Annotated in this window: 22 protein-coding genes and 2 pseudogenes; 11 read left to right on the top strand and 13 right to left on the bottom strand. The window is 71.3% G+C overall.

Translation table 11 applies throughout. The features are described from left to right. Nucleotides 1–54 precede the first annotated feature (54 nt). Genes N8I87_RS26415 through N8I87_RS26425 form a run of 3 tightly spaced genes read right to left on the bottom strand, consistent with a single transcriptional unit; the run spans nt 55 to nt 3146 of the window. On the bottom strand, nt 55–1188 hold the full coding sequence (locus N8I87_RS26415; RefSeq protein WP_263212283.1) for an Mrp/NBP35 family ATP-binding protein: 1134 nt from the start codon (nt 1186–1188) through the stop codon (nt 55–57). A gap of 43 nt (nt 1189–1231) precedes the next feature. After that, the gene (locus N8I87_RS26420) at nt 1232–1837 is read right to left on the bottom strand and encodes a DUF1003 domain-containing protein (RefSeq protein ID WP_263212284.1); all 606 of its coding nucleotides are present in this window, start codon (nt 1835–1837) and stop codon (nt 1232–1234) included. After that, nucleotides 1827–3146 (bottom strand): magnesium transporter MgtE N-terminal domain-containing protein, encoded by a 1320-nt coding sequence (locus tag N8I87_RS26425; RefSeq protein ID WP_263212286.1) that lies wholly within the window; start codon nt 3144–3146, stop codon nt 1827–1829. Before N8I87_RS26425 ends, N8I87_RS26420 begins: the two co-directional genes overlap by 11 nt. A gap of 213 nt (nt 3147–3359) precedes the next feature. Between N8I87_RS26425 and N8I87_RS26430 the strand changes: the two genes are divergently transcribed. After that, nucleotides 3360–4109, top strand: coding sequence for a hypothetical protein (locus N8I87_RS26430; RefSeq protein ID WP_263212288.1), 750 nt, complete (start codon nt 3360–3362; stop codon nt 4107–4109). An 85-nt stretch (nt 4110–4194) separates the two neighbouring features. On the opposite strand, the gene N8I87_RS26435 is transcribed toward N8I87_RS26430, so the two are convergent. Together N8I87_RS26435 and N8I87_RS26440 are read right to left on the bottom strand one after the other, a co-directional pair. Then, a complete protein-coding gene (locus N8I87_RS26435; RefSeq protein WP_263212290.1) occupies nt 4195–4710 on the bottom strand; it encodes a hypothetical protein in 516 nt (171 codons plus the stop codon). Nucleotides 4711–4738: 28 nt separating this feature from the next. Further along, a complete protein-coding gene (locus tag N8I87_RS26440) occupies nt 4739–5872 on the bottom strand; it encodes a magnesium and cobalt transport protein CorA (protein ID WP_263212291.1) in 1134 nt (377 codons plus the stop codon). A 489-nt stretch (nt 5873–6361) separates the two neighbouring features. Here N8I87_RS26440 and N8I87_RS26445 point away from each other — a divergent pair, with 489 nt between their 5' ends. After that, nucleotides 6362–6946 (top strand): suppressor of fused domain protein, encoded by a 585-nt coding sequence (locus N8I87_RS26445; RefSeq protein ID WP_263212293.1) that lies wholly within the window; start codon nt 6362–6364, stop codon nt 6944–6946. A 51-nt stretch (nt 6947–6997) separates the two neighbouring features. Here the strand turns inward: N8I87_RS26445 and N8I87_RS26450 are convergent. Continuing rightward, nucleotides 6998–7271: pseudogene (locus N8I87_RS26450) on the bottom strand (MFS transporter); the annotation flags it as partial. Between the two features lie 280 nt (nt 7272–7551). On the opposite strand from N8I87_RS26450, the gene N8I87_RS26455 reads away from it, so the two are divergent. The 3 genes from N8I87_RS26455 to N8I87_RS26465 all read left to right on the top strand — a co-directional run bounded on the left by N8I87_RS26455 (nt 7552) and on the right by N8I87_RS26465 (nt 9833). After that, a complete protein-coding gene (locus N8I87_RS26455; protein ID WP_263212294.1) occupies nt 7552–8193 on the top strand; it encodes a DUF6758 family protein in 642 nt (213 codons plus the stop codon). Between the two features lie 111 nt (nt 8194–8304). Further along, nucleotides 8305–9162, top strand: coding sequence for a PHP domain-containing protein (locus N8I87_RS26460; protein ID WP_263212295.1), 858 nt, complete (start codon nt 8305–8307; stop codon nt 9160–9162). A 65-nt stretch (nt 9163–9227) separates the two neighbouring features. Further along, nucleotides 9228–9833, top strand: a complete 606-nt coding sequence (locus N8I87_RS26465) for a MarC family protein (protein WP_263212296.1) — start codon at nt 9228–9230, stop codon at nt 9831–9833. 113 nt (nt 9834–9946) lie between these two features. Here the strand turns inward: N8I87_RS26465 and N8I87_RS26470 are convergent, their stop codons facing one another. Continuing rightward, a complete protein-coding gene (locus tag N8I87_RS26470) occupies nt 9947–10099 on the bottom strand; it encodes a DUF8834 family protein (protein WP_184968404.1) in 153 nt (50 codons plus the stop codon). Between the two features lie 171 nt (nt 10100–10270). Between N8I87_RS26470 and N8I87_RS26475 the strand changes: the two genes are divergently transcribed. Further along, nucleotides 10271–11164 (top strand): NYN domain-containing protein, encoded by an 894-nt coding sequence (locus N8I87_RS26475; RefSeq protein WP_263212297.1) that lies wholly within the window; start codon nt 10271–10273, stop codon nt 11162–11164. A gap of 5 nt (nt 11165–11169) precedes the next feature. Here the strand turns inward: N8I87_RS26475 and N8I87_RS26480 are convergent, their stop codons facing one another. Continuing rightward, nucleotides 11170–12054 carry an alpha/beta fold hydrolase gene (locus N8I87_RS26480; protein WP_263212298.1) on the bottom strand — a complete coding sequence of 295 codons (885 nt, stop codon included), beginning with the start codon at nt 12052–12054 and terminating at the stop codon, nt 11170–11172. Between the two features lie 119 nt (nt 12055–12173). Continuing rightward, nucleotides 12174–14601 (bottom strand): annotated as a pseudogene (locus tag N8I87_RS26485) (DEAD/DEAH box helicase). A 494-nt stretch (nt 14602–15095) separates the two neighbouring features. On the opposite strand from N8I87_RS26485, the gene N8I87_RS26490 reads away from it, so the two are divergent. Beyond that, nucleotides 15096–15845: a ferritin-like fold-containing protein gene (locus tag N8I87_RS26490; protein ID WP_411577289.1), complete on the top strand. Its 750-nt coding sequence runs from the start codon at nt 15096–15098 to the stop codon at nt 15843–15845. A gap of 84 nt (nt 15846–15929) precedes the next feature. Here the strand turns inward: N8I87_RS26490 and N8I87_RS26495 are convergent, their stop codons facing one another. From N8I87_RS26495 to N8I87_RS26510, 4 genes are all read right to left on the bottom strand, one after another. After that, a complete protein-coding gene (locus N8I87_RS26495; protein ID WP_263212300.1) occupies nt 15930–16199 on the bottom strand; it encodes a hypothetical protein in 270 nt (89 codons plus the stop codon). 312 nt (nt 16200–16511) lie between these two features. Next, on the bottom strand, nt 16512–16739 hold the full coding sequence (locus N8I87_RS26500) for a DUF3107 domain-containing protein (protein WP_263212301.1): 228 nt from the start codon (nt 16737–16739) through the stop codon (nt 16512–16514). Between the two features lie 168 nt (nt 16740–16907). Further along, nucleotides 16908–17552, bottom strand: a complete 645-nt coding sequence (locus N8I87_RS26505) for a TetR/AcrR family transcriptional regulator (protein WP_263212303.1) — start codon at nt 17550–17552, stop codon at nt 16908–16910. 167 nt (nt 17553–17719) lie between these two features. Then, nucleotides 17720–17944 carry an Rv3202a family protein gene (locus N8I87_RS26510; protein WP_263212305.1) on the bottom strand — a complete coding sequence of 75 codons (225 nt, stop codon included), beginning with the start codon at nt 17942–17944 and terminating at the stop codon, nt 17720–17722. A 168-nt stretch (nt 17945–18112) separates the two neighbouring features. Here N8I87_RS26510 and N8I87_RS26515 point away from each other — a divergent pair, with 168 nt between their 5' ends. The 4 genes from N8I87_RS26515 (at nt 18113) to N8I87_RS44455 (ending at nt 22772) form a co-directional block, all read left to right on the top strand. Continuing rightward, nucleotides 18113–19126: an alpha/beta fold hydrolase gene (locus tag N8I87_RS26515; RefSeq protein WP_263212307.1), complete on the top strand. Its 1014-nt coding sequence runs from the start codon at nt 18113–18115 to the stop codon at nt 19124–19126. An 8-nt stretch (nt 19127–19134) separates the two neighbouring features. Continuing rightward, nucleotides 19135–20634 carry a DUF3152 domain-containing protein gene (locus tag N8I87_RS26520; protein WP_263212308.1) on the top strand — a complete coding sequence of 500 codons (1500 nt, stop codon included), beginning with the start codon at nt 19135–19137 and terminating at the stop codon, nt 20632–20634. A gap of 240 nt (nt 20635–20874) precedes the next feature. Next, nucleotides 20875–22548: a DUF3492 domain-containing protein gene (locus N8I87_RS26525; protein WP_263212309.1), complete on the top strand. Its 1674-nt coding sequence runs from the start codon at nt 20875–20877 to the stop codon at nt 22546–22548. Next, nucleotides 22545–22772, top strand: coding sequence for a hypothetical protein (locus N8I87_RS44455; RefSeq protein WP_263216991.1), 228 nt, complete (start codon nt 22545–22547; stop codon nt 22770–22772). The genes N8I87_RS26525 and N8I87_RS44455 overlap by 4 nt, the downstream gene beginning before the upstream one ends. Nucleotides 22773–22780: the final 8 nt, after the last annotated feature.

Consider the following 22780-nt stretch of genomic DNA (forward strand, 5'->3'; position numbering starts at 1 on the left):
GCGTCGCTGCACAGCGGCGCCCCTCGGCACAGGGTCGTGGAAGACCCCAGGACCCTAGAACTTGTTCTTCGGGGTGATCCCCAGCGACAGCCCCGAAAGGCCCCGCTGGCGTCCGCCCAGCTTCCCTGCGATCGACCGCAACGCCGCGCCCGCCGGGGATTCGGGGTCGGTCAGGACGACCGGCTTGCCCTCGTCGCCGCCCTCGCGCAGGCGGACGTCGATCGGGATGCTGCCGAGGACGGGGACGGTCGCGCCGGTGGTGCGGGTCAGGCCGTCGGCCACCGTCTGGCCACCGCCCGTGCCGAAGACGTCGACCATCTCTCCGCAGTGCGGGCAGGGCAGGCCGGACATGTTCTCGACCACGCCGACGATCTTCTGGTGGGTCTGGACGGCGATGGAGCCCGCGCGCTCGGCGACCTCCGCGGCGGCCTGCTGCGGGGTCGTCACGACCAGGATCTCCGCGTTCGGGATCAGCTGGGCGACCGAGATGGCGATGTCGCCCGTGCCGGGCGGCAGGTCGAGCAGCAGCACGTCCAGGTCGCCCCAGTACACGTCGGCCAGGAACTGCTGGAGCGCGCGATGGAGCATCGGACCGCGCCAGACGACCGGTGCGTTGCCCGGGGTGAACATGCCGATCGAGATGACCTTCACGCCGTTCGCGGACGGCGGCATGATCATGTTCTCGACCTGGGTCGGACGGCCGTCCGCGCCCAGCATGCGCGGCACGCTGTGGCCGTAGATGTCGGCGTCGACCACGCCCACCCGCAGGCCGTCCGCGGCCATCGCCGCCGCCAGGTTCACCGTCACCGAGGACTTGCCGACGCCGCCCTTGCCGGAGGCGACCGCGTACACCCGGGTCAGGTTGCCGGGCTTGGCGAAGGGGACCTCGCGCTCGGCCTGGCCGCCGCGCAGGGCGTTCGCCAGCTCCTTGCGCTGCTCGTCGCTCATGACGTCGAGCGTGACGTCGACGCGGGTGACGCCCTCGACCCGGGAGACCGCGTCGGTCACGCGTTTCGTGATCGTCTCGCGCATCGGGCAGCCGGAGACCGTCAGGTACACGGTGACCGCGACCGCCCCGTCCGCTCCGATCTCCACGGATTTGACCATGCCCAGTTCGGTGATGGGGCGGTTGATCTCGGGGTCGTTCACCGTCGCCAGTGCTTCGCGCACCGCGTCTTCCGTAGCCATAAGGACGATGGTACGGCGATCCGTACGGCGTCCGGGTAGCCCCTCAGTGGTCTTCTGCGTCACGTTCGGCCGAGCGATCCATCCGTTCTGCCGGGAATGCGGGGTGTCCGTCGTGGCGCCGCAGTTGCTCCAGGTCCTTGACGGCGTCCTGCAGCTCGGAACGGATCCAGTCCCGGGTCGCCACCTCGCCGAGGCCCATGCGCAGCGCGGCGATCTCCCGGGTGAGGTACTCGGTGTCCGCGATGGACCGCTCGTTCTGCTTGCGGTCCTGCTCGAGGTTGACGCGGTCGCGGTCGTCCTGCCGGTTCTGCGCGAGCAGGATCAGCGGGGCCGCGTAGGAGGCCTGGAGGGACAGCATCAGGGTCAGGAAGATGAAGGGGTAGCTGTCGAAGCGCAGGACGGCCGGTGCGGTGATGTTCCACAGCACCCACAGGATGATGACGACGGTCATCCAGACGATGAAGCGTCCCGTGCCCAGGAAGCGCGCGATCTTCTCCGACAGCCGTCCGAAGGCCTCCGGGTCCCACTCGGGCATGATCCGGCGCCGCGGCGGCCGCGGCTGGTCGAGCCGGGGCGTGCGCGGCCGGGTGGCGGCGGTGGCGCCGACCAGGGTGCGCTCGCGGGCGGCGGACTCGCGCTCAGGAACCATGCGCGCCCGCCCCCTCGTTCGCTCCCGCTCCCGCCGCCTGTTCCGTCTCCCCGTCCAGGTGGAACTCCGTCTCCCGCCAGTCGTCGGGGAGCATGTGGTCCAGTACGTCGTCCACGGTGACCACGCCGAGCAGCGAACCGGCCTCGTCGACCACGGGCGCCGCCACCATGTCGTACGTGGCGAAGAACCCGGCGATGATCGGCAGGGTGGCCTCGGGGTCGAGTGTCTGCAGGTCGTCGTCGACCAGCGAGCTGACCAGGGTGTACGGCGGATCGCGCAGCAGACGCTGGAAGTGGACCGTGCCCAGGTACTTGCCGGTCGGCGTCTCGTCGGGCGGGCGGCAGACGTAGACCTGGGCGGCGAGGGCGGGGGACAGGTCCGGGTTGCGGACACGGGCGAGGGCGTCGGCGACGGTGGCGTCCGGGCGCAGTACGACGGGCTCGGTGGTCATGAGGCCGCCGGCGGTGTGTTCCTCGTACGACATCAGGCGGCGCATGTCGGCCGCGTCGGCGGGCTGCATCAGGCTCAGCAGCCGTTCCTTGTCGGCCTCCGGGAGTTCGGCGAGCAGGTCGGCCGCGTCGTCCGGGTCCATGGCCTCCAGGACGTCCGCGGCGCGCTCCTCCTTCAGCTTGCCGAGGATCTCGATCTGGTCGTCCTCGGGCAGTTCCTCCAGGACGTCGGCGAGCCGGTCGTCGTCGAGGGCGGCGGCGACCTCGGCGCGCCGTTTCGGGGAGAGGTGGTGCAGGACGTTGGCGAGGTCGGCTGGGCGCAGCTGCTCGAAGGTGGCGAGCAGGCTCTCGGCGCCCTGACCGTGCTCCTCCAGGGAGAACCCGGTGACGGCGGACCACTCGACGGTGAGCGTCTCCCCCTTGGCCCGCCGGAACGCGCTGCCCTTCTTCCCCTTGCGGACGAAGACGCGGTCGACCTCCCAGTCCCGGCGGGCCGGCAGCTGCTGCACGGAGACGTCCAGGACGGTGACCTCCTCGTCGGTCTCGACGAGTTTGACGCGCCGGTCGAGCAGTTCCCCGAAGACGAGCCGTTCGGTGGGCCGGCGCTCGAAGCGGCGGACGTTGAGCACGCCGGTGGCGATGACCTGGCCGGACTCGATACTGGTCACCCGGGTCATGGGCAGGAAGATGCGGCGCCGGGTGGGCAGTTCCACGACCAGCCCGAGCAGCCGCGGGGGACGTCGTCCGACCCGGAGGATGACCACGAGGTCGCGCACGCGTCCCACCAGGTCGCCGTTCGGATCGAAGACGGGGACAGCGGCGAGATGCGAGACGAAGATCCGGGGGGCGCCGGCTGCCATGACTGTGCTCCCTTTATGTACAGGAGTTTATGTACAGGAGTGCTGGGGGTCGCGTTCCTTTCCCGATTTGCCCGCTCGGTGGGCTTCAGGCTAGCCCGTCCTGATCGGGCACGCCCTGGTGAGCGGTCCGGACGGACTGGCTCCGCCTGGCGGGTGCCTCCCGGGTACGCTGCGGTACTCAGCTCAGGACCCGTCAGAAGGGCAGCCCCACCTGTGACTGCGATTTCCCAGGGCCGTATCCGCCGCGCCGTGCTCGTGAGCGCGACGTGCGCACTGGTGATGACGGGAACGGCGGCGCTCGCTGCGTGCAACGAGGATCCGGACGCGGGCACCAACGGCGTGGGCAAGCTGTCCGCGGCGAAGGTCCAGAGCAGGACGAAGGCGGCCGCCGGTTCCGTGGACGCGGTGCGGCTGTCCGGGACGGTCGTCACCCGTGGGCACACCTACCGGCTCGACATGCGCCTGAAGCCGCAGGGCGGCATCGGGTCGGTCACTTCGGAGGGGACGACCTTCCATGTCCTGCGGATCGGTGAGCAGCTGTTTCTGAAGGCCGACGCGGCTTTCTGGAGCCACGCGGACGGCGCCGCCGGCAAGGGCGGGGACACGGCGGACAAGCTCGACGGCAAGTACGTGAAGGTGCCGCAGGGCGATCCCGCGTACAAGAAGTTCAGCGGCTTCACGGACAAGGCCGTACTCCTCGACGGCCTGCTGACCCTGCACGGCACGCTGGCCACGGACGGGCACCACGAGCAGTCGGGCACCCGCACCATCCGCATCACCGGCGACAAGGGCTCCGGCGGCACGCTGGACGTCTCCCTGCAGGGCAAGCCGTACCCGCTCCGACTGGTCCGCGGCGGCAGCGCGGGAACGCTCAGCTTCTCCGACTGGGGCAAGGACTTCACCGTGACCCAGCCCCCGAAGAACGAGACCGTCGACTACGGGAGGCAACTCCCGACGTCGTAGGACGGAAGCGTCGTAGGACGGAAGCACCGACACCGCCCGGGTCGCACTGCCTTGCCGCACCGGCACCAACGGGCCGGCGGTGGAGTCACCTGCGCTTGCGTCGCCCCGCGAGAAGGCGTGGGAGGGCCGCCGGGATCGGGCGGCGGGTCGTGGCCGGGGTCGGCAGGGGGGACTCGGCCAGGCTGGTGGAGGGGAGGGGGGTCGTGGTGCCCGTCGGGGTCAGGCGGAGCACCCGGCACTCGCGGGCCCAGCGGGCGGTCATCGCCTCGCCGTCCGGTGCGTTGAGGCGCTTGCCCTTGAGTTCGGCCACCGCCGCCTCCCACTCGGCGGAGCCGGGCGCAGGCTCGGACACGGACGCCGTCCAGGAGACGAGCCGGCCGCCCTTGTCCTTGCTGCGCACGGTCACCTCGGCGAAGCCCCCGTCGGCCAGCCCGGGCAGCGGCTGCTCCCCGGGCCCGTCACCGACCAGGCACACCGCACCCTCGTGCCACACGTGCCAGAGCGCACGGGCGGCCGGGGCGCCGGTGCCCTTGACCCAGATGAGGCCGGACTTCTTCGTGGCCTCCTCGACGAGGGCCTGGTCGAGCAGCTCGCTTGTCATGCATTCAGCCTAGCCGCGCGCCCCGCCCTCACAGCCAGCCGTTGCGCTTCAGCGTGCGGTGGATGCCCAGACACAGGGCCACCGTGACGCCCATGATCACCGGGTAGCCGTACTTCCAGTGCAGCTCGGGCATGTACTTGAAGTTCATGCCGTACACACCGCACACCATCGTCGGCACGGCGATGATCGCCGCCCAGGCCGTGATCTTGCGCATGTCCTCGTTCTGCGCGACCGAGGCCTGCGCGAGGTTGGCCTGGAGGATGGAGTTGAGCAGCTCGTCGAAGCCGATCACCTGCTCCTGGACACGGGCCAGGTGGTCGGCGACGTCCCGGAAGTACTTCTGGATGTCCGGGTCGACCAACCGCATCGGACGCTCGCTCAGCAGCTGCATCGGCCGCAGGAGCGGCGAGACCGCGCGCTTGAACTCCAACACCTCACGCTTGAGCTGGTAGATCCGCGCCGAGTCCACACCGCGCGACACCCCGCCCCTGCGGGCGGGAGAGAAGACCTCGGTCTCCACCTCGTCGATGTCGTCCTGCACCGCGTCCGCGACCGCGATGTAACCGTCGACGACATGGTCGGAGATGGCGTGCAGCACGGCCGAGGGACCCTTGGCGAGCAACTCGGGGTCGTCCTGGAGCCGGTGGCGCAGCGCCCGCAACGAGCCCTGCCCGCCGTGCCGGACGGTGATGAAGAAGTCCCGGCCGGTGAAGCACATCACCTCACCGGTCTCCACGACCTCGCTGTTGGCGGTGAGCTGGTCGTGCTCGACGTAGTGGATGGTCTTGAAGACGGTGAAGAGGGAGTCGTCGTAGCGCTCCAGCTTCGGGCGCTGGTGCGCCTGCACCGCGTCCTCGACGGCCAGCGGGTGCAGCCCGAACTCGCTCGCGATACCGGCGAATTCGGCTTCGGTCGGCTCGTGCAGACCGATCCACACGAACCCTCCGTCACGGCGCACCAGTCGCATCGCCTCGTGCGGGCTCATCGGCTTGGCGCTCTCGACCCGGGCGCCGTCGCGGTACACCGCGCAGTCGACGACGGCCGAGGGCGTCGAGGGGTCGCGAGTGGTGTCGTACGCGCCCGTGTCCGTCCGCAGGCTGCTCTTGCGCAGCGAGGGACGGGAGGGACGGACCACGGCACGCAGGTCGCGGATCATCGACATGGCAGGCTCCTTCGCAACGAGCAGCGAGGCGTGCAAGGACCGCTGCGACGGGTGGAACTGCCCGGAATGAGGACGTCCGTGCTACGGGATGTTTGGCACGTCCACAAAGCGGGGAGCACCGCTCCGTCGCGGTGGCGGGCTTCGCTGCTGATTCGGCTACTGATACAGATCAGGCAGATCAGGCAAAACGAAACGAAGTGCTCTTCCGTGCGACGACTGGAACGTGCACGCATGCGAGAGGCGGCAGCCAGGCAGACGAGCCGAAGCAGCTAGTTCAACGGCAGGAAGAGCGGGTAGTACTGCACGGTCGACTTCGGTCCATCGCAGCCCCACCTCCTCCGGCCGGTCCCTCGTAAGGGAGTCTCGTCGGCGTCGGGACCCGATCGCGACGCTTCTGCGTGCTGTCCCGAACCACCGGCTCAGAGTATCAGCCGCCCATAGTGTCAAGGCGCGGCTTTGCCCGGTACTGACGAGTTCTATGCTCACCGCATGGTTGATGTTCTTCCTCTTGTCGAGGCGCGGTTGAGCACCACGTTCGGAGAACCGGGCGCGCGCGCCGCGGTCACCTTCCTCGGTACGGACCGCATCGAGGTGCTCCGTTTCCAGGAGGGCGACATCGTCCGCTACGCCACGCTCGGTATGTCCGCGCGTCCCATGTCGGACCCCACGGCGATGCTCGCCGACCCGGTCGAGGGACCCCGCGCCGAGTTGGTCCTCTCCGTGCGCGCCGGCGTCGCCGACACCGACAAGGTGCTGCGCCCGCTCGCCGTCCTCGGCGCGTCCCCGCAGGTGGAGGGTGTGGTCGTGACCTCGGGCGCCTCCCTCGACGTGGGCGAACCCCTGTGGCCCGGTGCCCCGTTCACCTCGGTCCTGGTCGGTGAGCCGGGCGGGCTGGTCGAGGATCTGGAGCTCGACGAGCCGATGGATCCCGTACGGTTCCTGCCGCTGCTCCCGATGACTCCGAACGAGGCCGCCTGGAAGCGCGTGCACGGCGCCCAGGCGCTCATGGAGCGCTGGCTCGCGAACGGGACGGATCTGCGGGATCCCGCTCGCAGAACCGTCCCGCTCGACTGACGGCGACGCACGCGCGAGTGACCGATCTCACCAACGCAAGTCCGGAATCGGTCAGTTGGCAAAGACCGTGACGCCGTCCTCGGTGGCGTGCTCGGTCTGCAGCTCCTCGGCCTCGTTCGTGAGGGACTCACGCCGTACGAGCACGACGAGCGCGCCCAGCACCGCGGTGACCGCCGCGACCACGAACGGGATGTGCGTCGGTCCACTCCTCGATCTTCGGCGCGAAGCAGGGCGCCGCGGTGGCCGCGAACCACCGCACGAAGTTGTAGCCCGCGCTCGCCACGGGCCGCGGCGCGTCCGACACGCCCAGGGCCAGTTCGGCCCATGAAGGCGACGACCGAGGCTCCGGCCGTCGCCCGGACCGCCTTGGGCTGCCGCAGGATGCCGCCCGCACCCGCGTCGAAAACGTCCATGTTCTCTCCGATCCCGAGGGTTCCGACGAGGCGTTTGCGAGGGTCCCGACGAGAAGATAGTTGCTATATGCACACAGTAAGTTAGATCGACTAACTAATGCAAGTTGCATCTTGTTCTGCGTGGTGACCGGTTCCGTCCGGACGGGTGATCGTCCTTGACGTGGGGGAGCGGGGGTAGGACCGTGGGGCCCTATGAGGGGCGAACCCAGTTGCCCGAAGTGTGGTGGCCGGGTCAGGGCTCCCGGACTCTTCGCCGATTCGTGGCAGTGCGATGTGCACGGGACCGTGCATCCGGTGCAGCCCGTGATCCCGCCCAGCGTCGAGGCCCTCGGCGTGGTGGTGCATCGCACCCAGGTGCCGGTCTGGATGCCATGGCCGCTGCCGGTGGGATGGCTGTTCACGGGCGTGGCCTGTGCGGGCGACGACCGCAGCGGCGGCCGGGCGACCGCGGTGGCCTGCTCGGGGCCCGGTCCGCTCGGCGGCATGGGCGAGATGATCCTGGTCGCCGAGGAGTTGGGGGTCGGTCTGGGTGCGCGCTACGCCGGTATCGACGGCCCGGACCCGGGGCCGTACATGAACGTCGAGAAGCCACCCCAGGCCAAGGTTCTGGCCGCCGGCCGTCCGGCCCCGCTCTGGCATGTCACCGGCTCCCCGGACGACCGCGCCGTGTTCGCCGGCGAGGCGCGCGGACTGTGGCTGTGGGCGGTGGTCTGGCCCGAGCAGACCGGGCTGCTGATGTACGACGAACTGGTACTGACCGATCTGCGCGACGCGGGCGCCGAGCTGGACCTGGTGCCGTGCGGTGCGCTGTCACCGAGACTGTTGCAGCCCTGAGCGTTGCCTGTAGGGGGTGGATAGGGGGTGCGGGTGTGACAGGGCACCCCTGAGGCCCGGCTATCCTTAGGTGTCCCCTCCCGTCCCGTCACCGCTTGGAGTGTCCGCGTCGTGCGCATCGATCTGCACTGCCACTCCACGGCCTCCGACGGCACGGACACCCCGGCCGAGCTGGTGCGCAACGCCGCCGCGGCCGGTCTGGACGTCGTCGCGCTGACCGACCACGACACCACCCGCGGACATGCCGAGGCACTCGCCGCGGTGCCGGCGGGGCTCACCCTCGTCACCGGCGCCGAACTCTCCTGCCGTGTCGACGGCGTCTCCATGCACATGCTGGCCTACCTCTTCGACCCCGAGGAGCCCGCCCTGCTCGCCGAGCGCGAGCTGGTCCGGGACGACCGGGTGCCGCGGGCCAAGAGCATGATCGCCAAGTTGAACGAGCTGGGCGTGCCGGTCACCTGGGAGCAGGTCTCGCGGATCGCCGGCAACGGCTCCGTCGGGCGTCCGCATGTCGCCTCCGCGCTCGTCGAGCTCGGTGTCGTACCGACGGTGAGCGACGCGTTCACGGCCGATTGGCTGGCCGACGGCGGCCGGGCGTTCGTGGAGAAGCACGAGACCGACCCCTTCGAGGCGATCCGGCTGATCAAGGGCGCGGGCGGCGTGGCTGTCTTCGCGCACCCGGCCGCCGCCAAGCGCGGCCGCACGGTGCCCGAGCCAAGGATCGCGGAGATGGCCGCGGCCGGTCTGGACGGCCTCGAGGTCGACCACATGGACCACGACGCCGACGCCCGGACGCGTCTGCGCGGGCTCGCCGCCGAGCTGGGGCTCCTGGTCACGGGGTCCTCGGACTACCACGGCAGCCGCAAGACCGTGGCGCTGGGCGAGTACACGACGGATCCCGAGGTGTACGGGGAGATCACGCGGCGGGCCACCGGGGCGTTCCCGGTGCCGGGGGCCGGCGGAGCCTGAGGCCCACCCCTCTCAGGCCCACCTTCACCTTCTTCGCCCTCTTCACCCGCAAGGCTTGCTCACCCATGTTCGACGTCGCCGTCTTCGGCTCCCTCTTCCTCACCCTTTTCGTCATCATGGATCCCCCCGGGATCACCCCGATCTTCCTCGCGCTGACCGCCGGACGCCCCGGCAAGGTGCAGAAGCGGATGGCCTTCCAGGCCGTCTGCGTGGCCGGCGGTGTGATCGCAGTCTTCGGACTGCTCGGCCACCAGATCCTGGACTACCTGCATGTCTCCGTCCCGGCGCTGATGATCGCGGGCGGGCTGCTGCTTCTGCTCATCGCGCTCGACCTGCTCACCGGCAAGACGGACGAGCCCAAGCAGACCAAGGACGTCAACGTCGCGCTCGTACCGCTGGGCATGCCGCTGCTGGCCGGGCCGGGCGCGATCGTCTCCGTCATCCTGGCCGTGCAGAAGGCCGACAGCGTGGCCACGCAGGTGTCGGTGTGGTCGGCGATCCTCGCGATACACGTCGTGCTGTGGCTGGTCATGCGCTACTCGCTGCTGATCATCCGGCTCATCAAGGACGGCGGCGTGGTCCTGGTGACACGGCTCGCGGGCATGATGCTCTCCGCCATCGCCGTGCAGCAGATCATCAACGGGGTCACGCAGGTGATCAAGGGCGCGTGAGCCCCGCGTTCGGCACGTGACCCCGGGTTTCCGGAACTCACGCATGCGCAGAGCCCCCGTACGGCGTCGGTGCCGTACGGGGGCTCTGAAGCTTCAGCGGTGATCCGCGTCTGTTACGAGGCCGTGGTCTCGGCCGGTCGGATCCACAGGCGCTGGCCGATCGCGGCGGCCTGCTGGACGATCCGGTTGACGGAGGCGGCATCCACGACGGTGCTGTCCACGGTCGTCCCGTCGACCTCGTCGAGTCGCATGATTTCGAAGCGCATGGCCTCTCCCTTCGTCTTGCTGTTCCGTCATAGTCAACGGGCTGCGTGTTACAAACATTCCCTACGCTAAAGAAATTTTTCGAACGCCTAATTACTGAGCGGTAAGAGGTTGCCGCGAGACTGACCGGGACCGGTTGTGTTCGCAGCGTGACCGCCGGGACAATGGAGACGATGAACGACGACCTCGCGGCCCTGCAGGCCCGCATCGAGCGCACGAACGAGCTGCTGCAGCGCATGCTCGCCGAAGTGGCGAAGACGCCCTCGACCCATGCGATCTTCGTCGACGCGGGGTATCTGTACGCGGCCGCGGGCCGGCTGGTGGCCGGGACCGAGGACCGACGCGCCTTCGACCTCGACGCCGAGGGCCTGATCGAGGCGCTCATCGACCGCGCCCGCACGATCTTCGCGGACAGCAGGCTGCTGCGGGTCTACTGGTACGACGGTGCCCGGCGCCGTATCCACACGGCCGAGCAGCAGTGCATCGCCGAACTCCCGGACGTCAAGGTCCGCCTCGGCAACCTCAACGCCAACAACCAGCAGAAGGGCGTCGACTCGCTGATCCGTACCGACCTGGAGTCACTCGCCCGCCACCGCGCCATCAGCGACGCGGCGCTCATCGGCGGCGACGAGGACCTGGTGTCGGCGGTGGAGGCCGCGCAGGGGTACGGCGCCCGCGTCCACCTGTGGGGCATCGAGGCCCCCGAGGGCCGCAACCAGGCGGAGCCCCTGCTCTGGGAGGTCGACAGCCAGCGCACCTTCGACCTCGAGTTCTTCAAGCCGTACGTCTCCCGGCGCACCGCACCCGCGTACGAGGCCACGGCCAACCGGCCGACCCGCGAGGACGTCCGCTTCGTCGGCGCCCAGATCGCCGCCAAGTGGCTGTCCGCCCGCGGCCGCGAGGCCCTCGTCGAGCTGCTGCCGGGCCACCCCTACCTGCCCGGCTCCGTCGACCAGGACCTCCTGGTCGAGGCCGAGGGCCTGCTCCAGTACTCCCTGCGCGGCCAGGCGGACCTGCGCCGCGCCCTGCGGGACGGCTTCTGGGAGCATCTGCGGACGCAGTACTAGCCGTCCTACCGGCCCTGATGCGTGACCCGGTCCCAGAAGCCGGCGATTGCGCGGGCGGTGGCGAGCGGCTGGTCGGTGTTGGGCGAGTGCTCCGCGCCCTCGACGACCGTCCGCCGGGCCCTGAGCCGTACGGCCATCTCGTCGAGGAGCGTCACCGGCCAGGTGTCGTCGAGCGCCCCCGACAGGACGTGGAACGGCAGTGGTACGGCGGCGAGTTCGGCGACGCGGTCCGGCTCGACGCACAACTGGCGTCCGGTGGCGAGGAGTTCGGCGGGCTTGTTGCCCAGCCAGCGGTGCCGCAGGTCCTCCCGGTCGTCGAGGCCCTCGTCGAGCTCGCCGGTCTCGGTCTCCTCCGGCGCCTCCATCGCCCGTATCGCGTCCCACACTTCGGCCATCGACATCACGGCGAGGGCGTCGCGCAGCAGCTTCACGCGCTGCTGCTGGGAGACGGAGATCTGGGCCGGGCCGGAGGCCATCAGGGTGAGCGACAGAAAGGGGGTGTGGTCGATGAGCACGGCGGCACGCGAGATCTGCCCGCCGAGGGAGTGCCCCAGCAGATGCACGGGTGTCCCGAGCGCCTCCGCCTGGGCCAGCACGTCGCGCGCCAACTCCTCCTGCGCGTAGGCCGATTCGTCGTGCTCCGGGCCGTCGGACTCGTACTGTCCGCGCCCGTCGACGGCGACGGTACGGTACCCGCGCTCGGCCAGCGGCACATGCAGCGGGTTGAAGTCCTCCTTGCTTCCGGTGAAGCCGGGCAGCAGCAGCGCGACTCCCCGGGGCTCGACACCGGCGGCCACGGGAGCGTCGACGACGGCGAACTCACCTCGCGCGGTACGCAGGGAGTATGCGCGGGCGCCGGGGGGCGGGACGAACGTGGGAGGCCTGCTCATGAGCAGAGGCTATCGGGCGCCCACCCGCCGCGGTGGGGCAGGGACGCCGACGGCCCGGTCCCACACGAGGTGGGCCGGGCCGTCAGGGTGTTTCTCGGGGCGCTATCCGGGTCGCCGGATCAGGCTTCCGGGGCCTCCACGGCCGCCGCGGCCTTACGGGTCCGACGGGCCCTGGGCTTCGCCTCGGCCGGGTCGCCGGTGGCTTCGGCGGCGGCTTCGACGGAGGTGGCGGCCTTGCGGGTGCGGCGCGGCTTGGCCGCCGGCTCCTCGGTGGCCTGCGCCGGAATTCCGGTGCTCACCGCGGCGGCGGCCTTGCGGGTCCGGCGCACGGCGGGCTCGGCCTCCACACCGTCGACCACGTCCACGGCTGCGGTGGCCTTGCGGGCGCGACGCGGCTTGGCCTCGGCGGCCTCCGGCGCTTCCACGGCGGCCGCGGTGGCCTTGCGGGTGCGGCGGGGCTTGGCCTCGGTGCCTTCGGCCGTGTCGACGGCGGTTTCGGCGGTGGCGGTGGCCTTGCGGGTCCGGCGCGGCTTGGCCTCCGTGCCCTCGGCCGTGTCCACGGCCGCTGCGGCCTTGCGGGTGCGGCGCGGCTTGGACTCCGTCACCTCCGCGGACTCCGCGGTCGCCTCGGGGGCGGCCGCGGCCTTCCGCGTGCGGCGGGCTTCGCCTCGGTGGCCTCGGCCGTGTCGACCGCGACCTCGGCCGCCTTGCGCGTACGACGGCGCGGCGCGGCCTCGACTGCCTCGGCGGCCTCCGGCGCTTCCACGGCGGCCGCGGTGGCCTTGCGGGTGCGGCGCGGCTTGGCCTCGACGACCTCGGCCGTGTCGACCGCGGTCTCGGCGGCGGCCGCAGGCTCCGCGGTCTTACGGGTGCGGCGGCGCGGCTTCGCCTCCGGCGCCTCGACGGGGCCGTGGCCACCGGCGCCTCGGGCTCGGTGGCGACCTCGGCCGTGCTCTCGGCCGGCGTCACCGGCTGCTCCGCCGACTTGCGGGTACGGCGGCGGCGCGGCTTGTCCGGGGTCTCGAGCGCGGCAGGGCCCTCCGCCGTGGTCACCGCGGCCTCGGCGGCCTCGGTCACCGTCGGCTCGGCGGCCGCGGCCACCGGCTCCGCGGACGCCCCGCCGCGGGTGCGGCGACGGCGGCGCGGGGTCCGGGTGGACGTCGGCTCCTGTGCCGCGACGGCCTCGGCAGCCGGCGACGCGGAGTCGACCGGCGTCGTACCGGCCGTGGTGTCCGTGTCCGCTCCGCCGCGCGTACGGCGGCGTCGACGCGGCGTACGCGCCGGACGCTCACGCTCGGCGGAACGGTCCTCGCCGCGACCACCGCGGCCACCGCGACCGCGCGCACCGCGGCCACCGGTCTCGCCCAGGTCCTCCACCTCCTCCGCCTCCAGACCGGCGCGCGTGCGCTCCGATCGAGGCAGAACACCCTTGGTGCCCGCGGGGATGCCGAGGTCCTCGAAGAAGTGCGGGGAGGTGGAGTACGTCTCCACCGGGTCGTTGAAGCCCAGCTCCAGCGCCTTGTTGATGAGCTGCCAGCGCGGGATGTCGTCCCAGTCGACGAACGTGATCGCCGTACCCTTCGCGCCCGCGCGGCCCGTACGGCCGACACGGTGCAGGTAGGTCTTCTCGTCCTCGGGGGACTGGTAGTTGATGACGTGCGTCACGCCCTCGACGTCGATGCCGCGCGCGGCGACATCGGTACAGACGAGGACGTCCACCTTGCCGTTGCGGAAGGCGCGCAGCGCCTGCTCGCGTGCGCCCTGGCCGAGGTCGCCGTGGACCGCGCCGGAAGCGAAGCCACGGCGCTGGAGCTGCTCGGCGATGTCGGCGGCCGTGCGCTTGGTGCGGCAGAAGATCATCGCCAGTCCGCGGCCGTCGGCCTGCAGTATGCGGGCGATCATCTCCGGCTTGTCCATGGAGTGCGCGCGGTAGACGAACTGCTTGATGTTCGCGACGGTCGCGCCCTCGTCGTCCGGCGCGGTGGCGCGGATGTGGGTGGGCTGCGACATGTACCGGCGCGCGAGGCCGATGACCGCGCCCGGCATGGTCGCCGAGAACAGCATGGTCTGGCGCTTGGCCGGAAGCATGTTGATGATCTTCTCGACGTCGGGCAGGAAGCCCAGGTCGAGCATCTCGTCGGCCTCGTCGAGGACCAGGCACTTGACGTGGCTCAGGTCGAGCTTCTTCTGGCCCGCGAGGTCCAGAAGCCGGCCCGGGGTGCCGACGACCACATCGACGCCCTTGCGCAGGGCCTCGACCTGGGGCTCGTAGGCCCGGCCGCCGTAGATCGCGGTGACGCGCACATTGCGCACCTTGCCCGCGGTCAGCAGGTCGTTGGTGACCTGCGTGCACAGCTCGCGCGTGGGGACGACGACGAGCGCCTGCGGGGCGTCGGTGAGGGATTCGGGGGCGGCGCGTCCGGCCTCCACGTCGGCGGGGACGGTCACGCGCTCGAGGAGCGGGAGGCCGAAGCCCAGCGTCTTGCCGGTGCCGGTCTTGGCCTGGCCGATGACGTCCGTGCCCGAGAGGGCGACGGGGAGCGTCATCTCCTGGATGGGGAAGGGAGTGATGATGCCGACGGCTTCCAGGGCCTCGGCGGTCTCGGGAAGGATCCCGAGTTCTCGGAACGTCGTAGTCAGGGTGCTGCCTCTTCTGTGAGTCGCGGCGCGAGGCGAGCGCGGGGGGTCTTTGACGGACCGTGCCGGGGACGTCGGCTGCCTTACGGGCAAACCACTCGGGCAAGCCGTATGGCACGGGACCACTGCCGACGCTCTAGCGCTCGTACCGCTGAGGGTGTCCCTCCGGTTGTCGTACGCACAGTGCCGTACGGCCAGGAGGTCTGTCGGGTCGGAGCCGATCGGGCCACCGACCGGGCATCCTCATACGTGCGGCCTGTCGAGGTACGACGACGTACCAGCAGGCGCATTACCACCATACCCCGGAATCGCGCACACGCGATGGCCGATTTGGTCACGTAGTCGTCGTCACAGTGGTTGACCAGGGGCTTCCGGCGGGCGACGGGCGGGCTATTGTGCGCTACATGACGAGCTCTGACAAGCCTGACAACGCCCCCGAGGAAGCAGCGCCCGAAGCAACAGGAGTCGCCGCCCAGGACTGGGCGAAGGCCTCCGCCGACCCGCAGTACCGCGCCGCGGTCGTGGACCTGCTCGGCGCACTCGCGTACGGAGAGCTGGCGGCGTTCGAGCGGCTCGCGGAGGACGCCAAGCTGGCGCCCACGCTGACGGACAAGGCGGAGCTGGCCAAGATGGCCTCGGCCGAGTTCCACCACTTCGAGCAGCTGCGGGACCGGCTCACCGAGATCGGCGAGGAGCCCACCCGGGCGATGGAGCCCTTCGTCGCCGCCCTCGACGGCTTCCACAAGCAGACGGCGCCCTCGGACTGGCTCGAGGGCCTGGTCAAGGCCTATGTGGGCGACTCGATCGCCAGCGACTTCTACCGGGAGGTCGCGGCCCGCCTCGACTCCGACACGCGCGAGCTCGTCCTGGGCGTCCTGGACGACACGGGACATGCCGGCTTCGCCGTCGAGAAGGTGCGCGCCGCGATCGACGCCGACCCGCGTGTGGGCGGCCGTCTCGCTCTGTGGGCACGGCGTCTCATGGGCGAGGCGCTCTCGCAGTCCCAGCGGGTCGTCGCCGACCGGGACGCGCTGTCCACGATGCTCGTCGGCGGCGTCGCGGACGGCTTCGACCTCGCCGAGGTCGGCAGGATGTTCTCCCGTATCACCGAGGCGCACACCAAGCGGATGGCGGCGCTGGGACTGGCGGCGTAGCCGCTTTGCCGAGGGGCCGGGGCCGGGCGTGCGGTTCCCGCGCCCCGGGGGCGGGGTGCTTTTGCGGACGGCGTCGGTCGGGTCCTACGCCGGGGCTGATCGTCGCCGGAGTCTCCCGGCCGGGCGCAGCAGCAGCGACAGCGAGGCCGCGGAGACGACCCCCGCGCCGAGGAGGCTCAGCAGGACCGTGCCGGGACCCAGCGCGCTGTGGGTGACGAAGTCACCGAAAAGGGCTCCGGCCACGCCCGTGCAGAACACCAGGGGAGGGGCGGGCAGCCGGTGGGGCAGACGGCGGACCGCCGCCCACGCGAGGACCGCGCCGAGCAGGGCGGAGCCGAGAGCTTCCAGGATCATTACGGGTCCCTCCCACGCGGCCGGTCTGCGCTTCACGGTCGTAGCCCGTCATACCCGTGACCTGCGGAATGCAATCCTCCCCTGTGGGTGACTTGTGCTCCGCATGTGGGGCTCTTCCGCGCCAGATTTCACATGCTTCCACGTGGGTGGTCACACGCTTGCCGCGGCAGATCAGAGGCTTTCCGTGGGTGGTCACACGCTTGCCGCGGCAGATCAGAGGCTTTCCGCGGGTGGTCACATGCTCCCCGCGGGAGTCCACACGGAAAGGGGCCCGAGGGCTGTACGCCGTCGGGCCCCTTCCCTCAGCTGTGACTACAGCGCGCTGAAGCCCACCTTGCGGACCGTCGGCTCACCGAGCTCGACGTACGCCAGGCGGTCCGCCGGTACCAGGACCTTGCGGCCGCGCTCGTCCTCGAGGCTGAGCAGCTGTGTCTTTCCGGCCAGGGCCTCGGACACCACGCGCTCGATTTCCTCCGTGCTCTGACCGCTCTCCAGAACGATCTCGCGGGGCGCGTGCTGCACGCCGATCTTGACCTCCACGGCTATGTCCCTCCGACGGTCAGTGAAGTGCGCGACCTTCCGCGCCGTACCCAGCACACATTAGCCCGGTGAGGGGACCTGCACGCTGCGCGCAAGAACGCCAGGAGCGAACAGCGGCCGGGAATGATCCCGGCCGGCGTGCCCTCGAACCCCGACGGCTCTGTCCGGTCAGTGGTTCTGTTCCAGCCCGTGCAGCGGGAAGCCGGCGATGCCTCGCCAGGCCAGCGAGGCCAGCAGCTGCACCGCCTGGTCGCGCGGGACGGTGCGGTCGCTGTGCAGCCAGGAGCGCGCGACCACCTGGGCGAGGCCGCCGAGGCCGGAGGCCAGCAGCATCGACTCGGCGCGCGACAGGCCGGTGTCCTCCGCGATGACGTCGCAGATCGCCTCGGCGCATTCGATGGTCACCTTGTCGACCCGCTCGCGCACCGCGGGCTCGTTCGTCAGGTCGGACTCGAAGACCAGGCGGAACGCCCCGCCGTCGTCCTCGACGTAGGCGAAGTAGGCGTCCATCGTCGCCCGTACGCGCTGCTTGTTGTCGGTCGTCGACCCCAGTGCGCCCCGTACGGCCTGGATCAGGGACTCGCAGTGCTGGTCCAGCAGCGCCAGGTAGAGGTCGAGCTTGCCCGGGAAGTGCTGGTAGAGCACCGGCTTGCTGACGCCGGCGCGCTCGGCGATGTCGTCCATCGCGGCAGCGTGGTAGCCCTGCGCCACGAAGACTTCCTGGGCGGCGCCCAGCAGCTGGTTCCGTCGGGCACGGCGCGGAAGGCGAGTGCCCCGCGGGCGTGCCGCCTCTGTCTGCTCGATGGCTGTCACGCCGCCTCCCAAAGTCGTCCACATGCGGTGTGCGCCGCGCGGCCATCGTACTTTTCGGTAACCGTGGTGTGCGCGGTGCGAGCGCAGAATTTCACGTACTGGACGGCGGCGAAAGCCCATCGAAGGGCATCAAACGGGGCAGGTCACTCCCCGTGTCCTCGTCGGTGTCAGCGGTAATCGTCCTCGTCGAGGGACACGACCCGCCTCTGTTCGAGGAGATCCGCCTCGTTCGCGACGGCCGGGTCGACGTTCTCCAGGGGGTCGTCGCGGTCCGGTGCGAGGTCCGCGTGCTGTTCCGCGGCGTCGTTCTCGGGCGCCTCGACGTCGATCTCCGGGGCCTCCTCGTCGGCGAGTTCCTCGAAGACGTCCGGATCGGTGGGGTCAAGGGCCATGGTGGGCTCCCTTCCGTGGAATGTTGTCCCTGGGAGAAATCAGGGGCGACAAGCGGGTGCCCTCTTTAAGAGCGTAGGAGACACCCGATTCGGACGCTATGCGATTCAGGCTTGTTCTGTGAGCGCGAACACACGATCCACTGCGTGATCGTCTCGTAACATTGCCGCATGTCTTCGACCGAGCTGCCCTTCGTGCCGGCCACCAGCGTGCTCCCGAAGGCGGCGCGTGTCAGGGTCGCGGAGGGCGAGCGACTCGGTTCGGTGACACTTCCCGGTGTCACCCTGTCCGTCCGGTCGAGACCACCCGCGCGCGAGGGACTGCCGCCCGCGCTGTACGTCCACGGGCTCGGCGGTTCCTCGCAGAACTGGTCGTCGCTCATGGAGGGGCTGGACGGTGTCGTCGCCGGCGAGGCGGTCGACCTGCCGGGCTTCGGCGACTCCCCGCCGCCCGACGACGGCGACTACTCCATCACGGGACACGCACGCGCGGTGATCCGCTATCTCGACGCGACCGGACACGGCCCGGTCCACCTCTTCGGGAACTCGCTCGGCGGTGCCGTCGCCACGCGCGTCTCCGCCGTGCGTCCCGATCTCGTACGCACGCTCACGCTCGTCTCGCCCGCACTGCCCGAACTGCGGGTGCAGCGGACCGCGGTGCCGACGGCGCTGCTGGGCGTGCCCGGCGTGGCCGCGCTGTTCACCCGGCTCACCAAGGAGTGGACGGCCGAGCAGCGGGTCCGCGGAGTCCTGGGGCTGTGCTACGGCGACCCGGGGCGGGTGACGCCCGAGGCGTTCAGACACGCCGTGGACGAACTGGAGCGGCGGCTGCAACTGCCGTACTTCTGGGACGCGATGGCGCGCTCCGCGCGCGGGCTGGTCAACGCGTACACGCTGGGCGGACAGCACGGGCTGTGGCGCCAGGCCGAGCGCGTCCTGGCCCCGACCCTCCTGATCTACGGCGGCCGCGACCAGCTCGTCGGCTACCGCATGGCCCAGCGGGCGGCCCGCGCCTTCCGCGACTCCCGCCTGCTCTCCCTGCCCGGCGCCGGGCACGTCGCGATGATGGAGTACCCGGAGACGGTGGCCGCGGCGTTCCGTGAACTCCTCGCGGATCTGGGGGAGTCGGTGCCGGCGGCCGCCGACGGCGGTTCCGGTGCGGTCGACGCGGGTGCGGGGAGCTGAGAGCCGACGTGGGACGCCACAGCCGCCGCGGATCCTCCGCCAAGGGCGATGCCGCGGACATGGGGGGAAGGCGGGGGGCACGAGGCTCCGCCGGGACCGAGGGGCGGCCGGGTGCGCCCGGTCCGGGGGCCGGTCAAGTACCGCTCCCCGGGCAGCGACAGGCACCGACGGGCGGGGGGACGGGATTCGACGGCGGGTCGCCTGCTCGTGGGGTGCCGCCTGTTCCTGACGGCATGCCCGCTCGTGGGGTGCCGCGTCTGCCCGACGGGACTCCCGCGCGCGGGGTGCCGCGTTTCCCGGACGGCACGCCCGCTCATGGCACCCCCCGGTTCCCCGACGGCACGCCCGCTCATGGCACGCCTCGTTTCCCAGACGGCACGCCACCGTCGCGCGGTGGGCACCCCGAGCAGCGTGAGGCCGGTGGTGGCTGGGGTGAGCTGAGGGGGCGCGGTGGTGCGCCCGGAGCCGGGGCGGTGGGGCCCGGTGTGGCCATACCTCGGCAGCGGCAGGCGATGCCGGGCGGGCCGCGGCAGGACTATCTCGACGCCTTCGACGAGGACGACGACGTCTTCACACCCCGGCCCGGAGCCGGCATCGGCGCCCAGCGCACCGAGTCGCCCACCCCCGACAGCGCCCCGACGGCCCCCGAGCCCGACGCGGACGACAGCGCGCCCCCGGCGGCCCCGTCCGGGGAGACGAAGAGCACCAAGGGCCGGGCGTTCACCGGCATCGCGGCCGCCGCCGTCACCACCGTGCTCGCGGTGATCGCGGCCGGCCAGGTCGCCGACGGCCGCGACGGCGCCGACGTACGGTCGCAGTCGGCCACCGACCAGGCCCGCGCCGACCAGGACTCCACCTCGCGCGGCCACGGCCGGACCACCCCGTCCGCCGCGCCGAGCGTGGCGCCGCTGACGTACGAGCAGAAGATGGACAAGAAGTACCCGCTCCGGGCCACGCTCAAGGCCTCGGGGAAGTTCGAGACCGTACCCGGCGTTGCCAAGGCGCCCGGCAAGGGCCAGAAGTACACCTACCGCGTGGACGTGGAGCAGGGGCTCGGCCTGGATGGCGAACTCTTCGCCCAGGCCGTGCAGAAGACGCTCAACGACAACCGCAGTTGGGCCCACGGCGGCGCCCGTACCTTCGAGCGCGTCGACTCCGGCAAGCCCGACTTCGTGATCACACTGGCCAGCCCCGGCACCACCGCGCAGTGGTGCGCCAAGTCCGGTCTCGACACGACGGAGGACAACGTGTCGTGCGACTCCGCCTCCACCGAGCGCGTGATGATCAACGCATACCGGTGGGCGCAGGGCAGCAAGACGTACGGGGACGAGATCCACGCCTACCGGCAGATGCTCATCAATCACGAGGTCGGCCACCGGCTGGGCCACGGCCATGTGAGCTGCGACAGGAACGGCGAGCTGGCCCCGGTCATGCAGCAGCAGACCAAGTTCCTCGACCACGACGGGATCCACTGCCTGCCCAACCCCTGGCCCTACCCCAAGAGTTGACGGGCGCCTCGCGCATCGCGCACCGGCCGGTGGCGCGCGCGGGAGCGTGACGTTCCGCGTTCGAACCATCTCTTAGCGCCAGCGAACGTCACTCGCACGGGAAAGTTACTCCCGTTCACCCCTTTTGGTGGCGCGATGGACAACCGTCCGTCGCGCCACCGTCATGTCCGCATACGTTCGTCCCGCTGCGAGCCGCCACCGCGACGGCGGCTCCTCACACGGGAGATCGGGGGTGCGCTCGTGCGCATCGGACTGCTTACGGAGGGTGGCTATCCGTATCTGAGCGGTGATGCCAGGCTCTGGTGCGACCGGCTCGTGCGCGGGCTCGGGCAGCACGAGTTCGACATCTACGCGCTCAGCCGTAGCCGGCAACAGGAGGACGAGGGCTGGATCCCGCTCCCTCCGCAGGTCAGCCGGGTCCGCACGGCCCCGCTGTGGACCGCCGAGGACGACGGGGTGGTACATGGGCGGCGCGCGCGCCGGCGCTTCGCCGACTGCTACGGAGAACTCGTCACAGCGGTCTGTGCCGGATCGGACGACCAGGCGGACCGTTTCGCCAGTGCGTTGTACGGGCTCGCGGAACTCGCGCGCGACGAGGGCGGACTGGTCGGCGCGCTCCGCTCCGAAACCGCCCTGCGCGCGCTGGAACACGCCTGCCGCGCACCCGGCGCACCGCGCACGGCGCGCGAGGCCCGCGTGCCGGATCTGCTCGCCGTCGCCGCGCACCTCGAACGCGGCCTGCGCCCGCTGTCTCTCGACTGGTACGAGGACGACGGCCTCGGCTCGGTCGACCTGTGCCATGCGACCGCCGGCGGCGCGGCGGCGCTGCCCGGACTGCTCGCCCGTCACTTCTCCGGCGTACCGCTGCTGGTGACCGAGTACGGCGTGCGTCTGCGCTCGCACTACCTGGCCTCCGCCGAGGCCGCTCCCGCCGTGCGCGCGCTGCTCGCCTCCTTCCACGGCAGGCTCGCCGCCGAGGTCTACACCCGGGCCGCGATCCTCACACCGGGCAACGCGCACGCCCGCCGCTGGCAGGAGCACTGCGGCGCGGACCGCACCAGGATCCGCACGGTCTACCCGGGCATGGAGGCGTCCCGCTTCGCCGAGGTGGGCGAGTCCGCCGACCGCGCCGAACCCGGCACGCTGGTGTGGGTCGGCCGGGTCGAACCCGCCAAGGACCTGGTGTCCCTGCTGCATGCCTTCGCCGAGGTCCGCAAGGAGGAGCCCAAGGCACGGCTGCGCGTCGTCGGAGCGCCGGCCGGCGCCGAGGGCGAGGCGTACCTGGGCCACTGCCGGGCGCTCGCCGCGCAACTCTTCCCGGACGAGGCAGAGGGCGTGCACGCAGTCGGCGACAACCCGGTCTCCTTCGAGGAGATCGGAGAGCCCGACGCCCCGACCCTCGCCGACGTGTACGCCTCCGGCGCCGTGACCGTCCTGTCCAGCGTTGTCGAGGGCTTCCCGATCAGCCTGGTCGAGGCCATGTTCTGCGGCCGCGCGACGGTGTCCACGGACGTCGGCGCCGTCGTCGAGGTCATCGGCGGCACGGGACTCGTCGTGCCGCCGCGCAATCCGCGGGCGCTCGCCGAGGCGTGCGTGGCACTGCTGCGCGATCCCGAGCGCCGTGAGCGCCTGGGCGCCGCCGCCCGTGCCCGGGCGCTCGAACTGTTCACCGTCGAGCAGAACATCGCGGCATTTCACGGCATTTACCTGGAGATCCTCTCGCACTGCCCGGTCCGCCGGGTCGTCCTCGGCGAGACCGGCGAACACCTCCCGTTCGCCGTCCCGGCCGAGGCCCATCTCCCCGGGCGCTGGACCGGTTCCGCGTCCCGCGTCCTGGCGCGCGGCGGCCCCGCCTGGGCCTCCGGCCCACCGGTGCGAGCCACCCCCCTGACGGCCACGGAGGGAGCCCGATGAGCGACCTGGGTGAACTGGACCGCCCCGGAACCCCGAGCAGCCCCGGCGCGTGGGACACGCGCTCGGAGGGATGGTTCGCGGGCGAGGAGCCGGAGCCCGCTCCCGGCGACGGGCGGGCACAGGACTCCTCGCGCGGGGCCGAACCGCCGGCGACGGCGGGCGGCGGAGCGGCGCGGGCCGGAGCCGTGGACCCGCCGTCCGCCGGGGCGCCGCGGACCCGGTGAAGGTGCTG

The sequence above is a fragment of the Streptomyces sp. HUAS 15-9 genome, assembly GCF_025642155.1.
Taxonomy (GTDB): Bacteria; Actinomycetota; Actinomycetes; order Streptomycetales; family Streptomycetaceae; genus Streptomyces.